Source organism: Paenibacillus sp. Soil724D2, assembly GCF_001427935.1.
Taxonomy (GTDB): domain Bacteria; phylum Bacillota; class Bacilli; order Paenibacillales; family NBRC-103111; genus Paenibacillus_E.
In genome coordinates this window covers 379346-386636 of sequence record NZ_LMRY01000059.1, presented here as the reverse complement: position 1 = coordinate 386636, position 7291 = coordinate 379346, and the positions used below count along the sequence as shown (strand labels likewise).

The 7291-nt window shown below is 52.1% G+C and carries 4 protein-coding genes, 8 tRNA genes and 1 rRNA gene; all 13 read left to right on the top strand.

Annotated elements, in window-relative coordinates; all coding sequences use genetic code 11:
- Nucleotides 1-142: 142 nt before the first annotated feature.
- The 13 genes from rrf (at nt 143) to ASG85_RS35285 (ending at nt 7275) form a co-directional block, all read left to right on the top strand.
- A 5S ribosomal RNA gene (gene rrf / locus ASG85_RS39780) occupies nt 143-250 on the top strand.
- Between the two features lie 82 nt (nt 251-332).
- Nucleotides 333-408 (top strand) — tRNA-Asn (locus ASG85_RS35340).
- 27 nt (nt 409-435) lie between these two features.
- Nucleotides 436-527, top strand: a tRNA-Ser gene (locus tag ASG85_RS35335).
- 36 nt (nt 528-563) lie between these two features.
- Nucleotides 564-638 (top strand) — tRNA-Glu (locus ASG85_RS35330).
- A gap of 23 nt (nt 639-661) precedes the next feature.
- Nucleotides 662-737 (top strand) — tRNA-Val (locus ASG85_RS35325).
- Between the two features lie 36 nt (nt 738-773).
- Nucleotides 774-850, top strand: a tRNA-Met gene (locus ASG85_RS35320).
- A gap of 30 nt (nt 851-880) precedes the next feature.
- A tRNA-Asp gene (locus ASG85_RS35315) sits at nt 881-957 on the top strand.
- A gap of 19 nt (nt 958-976) precedes the next feature.
- Nucleotides 977-1049 (top strand) — tRNA-Lys (locus tag ASG85_RS35310).
- A gap of 45 nt (nt 1050-1094) precedes the next feature.
- Nucleotides 1095-1179, top strand: a tRNA-Leu gene (locus ASG85_RS35305).
- 309 nt (nt 1180-1488) lie between these two features.
- Nucleotides 1489-3735 (top strand): helix-turn-helix domain-containing protein, encoded by a 2247-nt coding sequence (locus ASG85_RS35300; RefSeq protein ID WP_057307937.1) that lies wholly within the window; start codon nt 1489-1491, stop codon nt 3733-3735.
- Between the two features lie 151 nt (nt 3736-3886).
- The gene (locus ASG85_RS35295; protein WP_321166624.1) at nt 3887-4795 is read left to right on the top strand and encodes an ABC transporter permease; all 909 of its coding nucleotides are present in this window, start codon (nt 3887-3889) and stop codon (nt 4793-4795) included.
- Nucleotides 4796-4804: 9 nt separating this feature from the next.
- Nucleotides 4805-5674, top strand: a complete 870-nt coding sequence (locus ASG85_RS35290; protein ID WP_060649333.1) for a carbohydrate ABC transporter permease — start codon at nt 4805-4807, stop codon at nt 5672-5674.
- A 35-nt stretch (nt 5675-5709) separates the two neighbouring features.
- Nucleotides 5710-7275: an extracellular solute-binding protein gene (locus ASG85_RS35285; protein ID WP_082588354.1), complete on the top strand. Its 1566-nt coding sequence runs from the start codon at nt 5710-5712 to the stop codon at nt 7273-7275.
- The last annotated feature ends 16 nt before the right edge of the window (nt 7276-7291 follow it).

Sequence of the window (7291 nt, the reverse complement as noted above, 5' to 3'; positions counted from 1 at the left end):
CAGCTGACGAATACTAATCGGTCGAGGGCTTAACCAAAAAGCTGACTAAGCAGCTAGCACCTACGTCTAACGTAGCCATGCACATGATTACTTTACGCAAGTTTCGTATCTAGTTTTCAAGGCGCAAACCACGCTTTGACTGTTTGGTGATGATGGCGGAGGGGACCCACGCGTTCCCATCTCGAACACGACCGTTAAGCCCTCCAGCGTCGATGGTACTTGAACCGCAGGGTTCTGGGNGTTCCCATCTCGAACACGACCGTTAAGCCCTCCAGCGTCGATGGTACTTGAACCGCAGGGTTCTGGGAGAGTAGAACGTTGCCAAGCAGTTTTCCCTGATAGCTCAGTTGGTAGAGCACTCGACTGTTAATCGAGTTGTCACAGGTTCGAGTCCTGTTCGGGGAGCCATTTTTTATAACATATCAGGCTTTTCATGGAGAGGTGTCCGAGCTGGCCGAAGGAGCACGATTGGAAATCGTGTAGGCGTCACAAGCGTCTCGAGGGTTCGAATCCCTCTCTCTCCGCCACCAATAAACTTTTACATAAGAAAAGCCTGTTTACGAGGCCCGTTGGTCAAGTGGTTAAGACACCTCCCTTTCACGGAGGTAACAGGGGTTCGAGTCCCCTACGGGTCACCATCATTTTTCTAGTTCTATCCCATGGAGGCTTAGCTCAGCTGGGAGAGCATCTGCCTTACAAGCAGAGGGTCGGCGGTTCGATCCCGTCAGCCTCCACCATATTTTATCTATAATAAAATATCATGCTAGTAATGTCGCGGGGTGGAGCAGCCCGGTAGCTCGTCGGGCTCATAACCCGAAGGCCGCAGGTTCAAATCCTGCCCCCGCAACCAAACTCTTTTTGAGAGTTGTTTACATAGTGTGGAGCTGTGGTGTAGTGGCCCAACATGCCTGCCTGTCACGCAGGAGACCGCGGGTTCGAATCCCGTCAGCTCCGCCATTTTTTTATTTCTGGACATGAGTCATTAGCTCAGTTGGTAGAGCACCTGACTTTTAATCAGGGTGTCGTAGGTTCGAATCCTACATGACTCAGTAGTATAAGGAACTTTAGACTACGTCTAAAGTTTCTCTGATTTTGCGGTCATGGCGGAATTGGCAGACGCGCACGGTTCAGGTCCGTGTGGGCTAACCCCCCGTGGAGGTTCGAGTCCTCTTGACCGCATCATACTCTACGAACGAAACCCTTCCTAAGAAGGGTTTTTTTCTTTTACATGATATTGTTGTCGCGTATGTACATGCTGAGAATAACGCTTGCAGGCCGAGGACCGTCAGTTACGCTTGGAGAATGACATGCTGTAATCTGAGGCTGATCAATTGAGGCGTCTTCTTCAAGATAATGTATCTGCGGCAGTACGACAGCTCCGAGAGCGGATTCGTGAAGAAATCGAGATAGCAAAATAATGACGATAGACAGACCGGCTCCTTCCGGTTATAGTATCTGAATCTCTTTCGTAGATAGAGGAGGGTTCCCATGATCAAAAAAAGATTTTTTCTCAAGCTGCTGTCCGCCTATCTGGTGCTGGTGATTCTCTACACGCTGATCGCGGCAGGCTTGTTCATTTACCAGAGCAACGAACACGTCAACCGGGAATTGTACCGCAAACAGGCGGTCTATCTGGAACAGATGCGAGATCAGGCGGATATGAAACTGCGCTTCGCACTTACGCTGTCGGACCAGATGAAGGAACAGGAATCGATTGTCGCATATGCACGCAATCCGCAACGGGACTATGCGAACATTACGAGCATCTACAATGAGCTTCAGAAGAGCAGCAATGCGTTCCGTGATTTCGGTTACCGTATCGACATTACCAAGGACAATGACGATCTGGTTATCACGCCCAGCAACACGATTACAAAGGACCGGTACTGGAGTGAAATGGGCTTGACGCCTGATTCGGACGAGGCAGAAGACATGGGGGTGCGCCGGACGCCGAAGCCATACGAAGCCGATACCCTGATTACACTTACGAAAAAAGTGGAAGCGCTCCCGGGCAGCGCTTTGTATTTCTATTTATCCTTCCACGAACGCTATCTACTTCCGGTACTCGGGCTCGACGGCGAAAGTGCCATCGCCATTCTGGATGGGGAGCGGCTTCTCGCCTACAAGTCCGCTTTCCAGCCGGAGCGGAAAGATGAGGTTCGCGACAACGTGCTCCCGACGGTTCAGTCAGGAAAAGACGGCCTTTCGTTCCGAGACGGTCTGTCCGTGCATACGCTGCGCTCTCAGGTGTTGCCGACTTGGACGTTTGTCTACGTGGCGGAACGGTTCGCCCCCTGGTCGGCGATGAAGGAACAGTTGACGGTAACGGGCTTTGTCTATGTACTGCTGCTGCTGCTCGGCGGGGGCTTGGCCTACTGGATTTCCCGCCGGATGTACCTGCCGATCGGGCATGTCGTCAGCTTGCTGCGCTCGGATGAAGACTTAGAGGAGAAGGAGTCGGAGGAAAGGGATGAATTTACGTTTATACGCGATACGACAGCCCGGATGAAGAGAGCTAACGAACAGATGCGGGAAGCGATGATGCAAAGCAAGGTTTCGCTTAAGGACAAGCTGCTGCGGGACTTGCTCCATGGCTTGCTGCCGCAGGAACGGGCGGCCGCTGAGCTGGAGAAGCACGGCCTCGTCTGGCTAGCCTCGCCAAGTCTGGTATGCGTGGTTGAATTCGCCAGCTACTCGGAGGTGGCGAGTCACTACACGAAGGAAGCTCTGGTCACGTTTAAGTCGCAGCTTCAATTGCTGCTCTCGGAGCGGCTGAGTGAGGAAGGCTTATGCGAAGTATTCGATTTCGACTACCGCCGCATGGGCATCATGCTGCAGGGGGATGATAGCGAACGGGCGAAGCGGATCGTCAGCTCGGTGCTGATGGAGATCGAGGCAAGCGTCGGCTTGCGTCTGGTCGCTGCGCTTGGCGACCCGGTTCTGGCGGGCGGCGAGTGGGAACGGGCTTACCGGCAGGCGGTGCAGTGGCTGGATTATGGGGTACTGCGCACGTCCCGTCTCGTCATCGTCCGAAGCGATCTGGATGGCCAGATGAACGACCGCTTTTATTATCCGCTCGATGGGGAGCGCGAGCTGATCGGGAGCGTCATTCGCGGACAACGGGAGAACGTTTTCCTTCTGCTGCAGCGGTTGTTGGATGAGAATCGGAGCAGGGAGGCGATCGGCGGGACCGGCTGGACGCATTTCGTATACGCTCTACAAAATACGGTAAACCGAATTCTCCAGCAGTTGAACAAAGTACTGGATACGGATGAGGGCGAAGTGGCGGAGGCACTCCGGAAGCTTCATCATGCGGCTGAGGATGCCGAGGCAAGGTCTGCCTTGTTCGAGCTGTTCGAGCGGTTGATCGGACTCATTCATTCGGAGCAGAAGATGCTGGATCAGACGCAGATGCAAGGCATCGTCGACTACGTGCATGAGCATTACACTCGCGACCTGTCTTTGTCGGAGATTGCGGAGATGCATCGATTCTCACTTGGCTATATTAGCGGAGCCTTCAAGAAGCATACGGGTGAGAACTTCAAGGATTACCTAAACTTATACCGGGTGAAGAAGGCCAAAGAAATTATGGACACGGAGAAGGTGAAAATCGCCGAGCTGGCTTTGCGGGTGGGCTGTAATAACGTTAACACCTTCATTCGCATGTTCCGCAAATATGAGGGCGTCTCACCCGGTCAATATGCGAGTAATAGTGGTCTGAACGAAGCTAAATAGCTAAAACACGTCGATTTTTCTCCCCATCGTGAAATGATGGTGATACAAAAATCATGGTGATAGACGCCCCTAACCCTGTTCATTATAGTGAGGATTGTATCCGGGATACGACAAATGATCCTAGAAGTAGGGGGAGTTGAAAGCGCTTTTGGTGGTAACGATCAGAAAGCATGTTGTACAGGAATGGCGGCTGTATTTACTGCTGATACCATTCCTGGCATGGTATGTGTTATTTATGTACAAACCGATGTATGGACTGCAAATCGCCTTCAAGGATTTCAGCCTGTTCAAAGGCATCGAGGGTAGCACCTGGGTTGGATTGGAGCATTTCAAACAATTTTTTAATGGCCCGTATTTCTGGAGAACGCTGAAAAACACGCTGCTGCTCAGCTTATACCAGCTGATCTTCGCCTTCCCAGCGCCGATCGTGCTGGCGCTGCTGCTGAACGAAGTGAGAAACCGGCTGTTCCAGAAATTCGTCCAGACGTTTACGTATTTGCCTCATTTTATTTCCATCGTGGTGGTGGCAGGTATCGTCACGAACTTTCTCGCCCCTTCCACCGGTATCGTCAATTCCATTCTCCAGCTGCTGGGCGGGGAGAAGCTGTATTTCCTGACGAAGCCGGAGTACTTCCGGACCATCTATATTATTTCCATGGATATATGGAAGGAGATGGGCTTCGGCGCCATCGTGTACATTGCGGCATTGGCCGGGGTGAACCCGGCGCTGTACGAGGCGGCTAAGATCGACGGGGCTGGTCGATTCCAGATAATATGGAACGTCACGCTGCCTTCGATCATTCCGACGATTGCGATCATGCTGATCCTCAAGATCGGACAGCTGATGGAAGTTGGCTACGAAGCGATAATACTGCTCTATCAGCCCGCAACATATGAGACGGCGGACGTGATCAGCACCTATGTGTACAGGTCCGGCCTGCAGGAAGGGCAGTACGATCTGGCGACAGCCGCCGGGTTGTTCAACGCCAGCGTCAGTCTGTTGCTCGTTATTATGGCTAACCGGCTCAGCAAGAAGCTGACCGATACTGGACTTTGGTAGGTGAATGGAATGAGAACCTCGTTAGGTGATAAATGCTTCAATGCGGTCAATATGCTCTTGTTATCGGTGATTGGGCTTGCCGCGCTGTATCCGTTCGTGTATGTGCTGTCGGCCTCGCTGAGCTCTGGCGATGCGGTCGTATCTGGCAAGGTGCTGCTGCTGCCGGTGAACATCAATCTGGAGGCTTATGTCAAGGTCCTGATGCAGAAAAGCATCTGGGTGGCCTACGCCAACACGCTCTATTACACGGTCGTGGGCACGTTGGTAAGCTTGCTTTTGACGATTTGTGGAGCTTACCCACTATCCAAGAAAAGGTTGAAGGGGAAGGGCGTCATCAATTTTTTGATCGCGTTGACGATGTGGTTTCACGCCGGGATGATTCCTTTCTATCTGAATTTGCGGGATATGGGTATGCTGAATGAGCGGTTTACCATCATTATCGCGTTCGCGGTGACGACCTTCTACGTGTTTCTTCTGCGTACGTTTTTCCAAAGCGTGCCCGTGGAATTGGAGGAGGCGGCGAAGATTGACGGCGCAGGTGATTACCGGATTTTATGGACGGTGTACTTGCCGTTGTCCCGGGCTTCGCTGATGACCGTCGGGTTGTTCTATGCCGTTACGCGCTGGAATGGGTACTTCTGGGCGATGATCGTCCTGAAGGACAAAGATAAAATTCCGCTGCAGGTGCTGCTGAAGAAGCTGATCGTGGAAAACAACCTGAGCGAGCAGTTGGTCGATTTCGGCTCCGCTACACTCGTTTCCCAGGAAACGGTCATTTACGCCACTATTATTGTTTCCATCATCCCGATGATGGTCGTCTATCCACTGATTCAGAAATATTTTGGCAAAGGGGCCTTGGTTGGTTCCGTGAAAGGGTAAGTTGGCTCCACTACACAAAAGGGGGACGTACAAATATGAAGCAACAGGTATGGAAAAAAGGAGTTGGGGCTGCGCTGACGTTGGTTGTGGCTTTATCGGCGGCAGGATGCGGTCAGGATGTCAAGGAAGCGGTGCCTTCGTCTGCACCGAACCAAGGAACGGAGAAGGGCAAGCTGGTGGAGCTGACGATGCATATGCATTACGGCGATCGGTATATTTACGACAATAATTTCCCGGTATTCAAGGAAGCGGCTAAGCGTACGAATGTGACGTTGAAGGGAACCGCTTCGCAGACGGCGACCAACAGCAAAGAAATGTTCAATCTGATGATGGTATCCGGCGACATTCCCGACATTGTGCATTACAACGTGAAGGGGGATTTCAACAAATACGGCTCCGAGGGCGCGTTCGCTCCACTAAATGAGCTGATCGACAAGCATGCGCCCAATATTAAGGCGTTCCTGGAGCAGCGGCCGGATGTGAAGAAATTCGCTACGGCACCTGACGGCAAGATGTATTTCCTTTCGTTCGTCCCGGATGGACTGGTCGCGAAGGGCTGGTTTATCCGTCAGGATTGGTTGAAAGCGCTTAATATGCAGCAGCCGAAAACGGTTGACGAGCTGTACCAGGTACTGAAGGCTTTCAAGGAGAAGGACCCCAATAAAAATGGCAAAGCTGATGAAATTCCGTACTTCAACCGTGTGAACAAAGGAGGAGCACAAGATCTGCTGCTGTTCTGGAATTCATACCGCGGCATATATGCGGACCAGGGCAAGGTGAAGTATGGCCCTTATGAGGCAAACTACGAGACGGCGGTCGCGAATATTGCCAAGTGGTATAAGGAAGGTCTGATTGATCCAGAAATTTTCACCCGCGGGGCGAAGGCACGCGAGGTGCTGCTCGGCGATAACGTCGGTGGCGTTTCACATGACTGGTTCTCCAGTACGGCGAGCTATAATGATACTCTCAAGGATAAAGTACCCGGCATCCTGTTCGCACCGATGGCCCCTCCGGCCAGCAGCGACGGGGTCGTCCGTGAAGAAACGAAGCGGCCTACGGTGAGTGAGAGTGGGTGGGCTATTTCCACCTCCAACAAGCATCAGGTCGAAACGATCAAATATTTCGATTTCTGGTTTACTCCGGAAGGACGGAGACTGATGAATTTTGGGATCGAAGGCGTGCACTACAATCTCGTAGACGGCAAGCCGAAATTCAAGGACAGTTTGCTGACAGGCAGTAAGCCGGTGCTTGAGGCGTTGCAGGCGGAGGGGGCGCAGATGGAAGTTGGCTTCTATCAGGATTTTGCCTATGAGGAGCAATGGACGAACAAGACCGCTCTGGCTGGAGTGAAGGAGTACAATGAGAAGAAATACCCGATCGAGCAGTTCCCAGTCCTGACGTTTACGGATGAGGAGAAGATAAAGCTTGATTCGATCATGAAGAGCATCCAGACGTTCACCGACGAGAAGCTCCAGAAGTGGGTGCTGGGAACGGAGCCGGTAGCGGGCAACTTCGAGAAGTTCCGCAAGCAGCTTAAGGCGATGGGACTGGATGAAGTGATTAGTATTCAGCAGGCTGCTTATGACCGATATATGAAATAGGCTTTGCGATACGGAA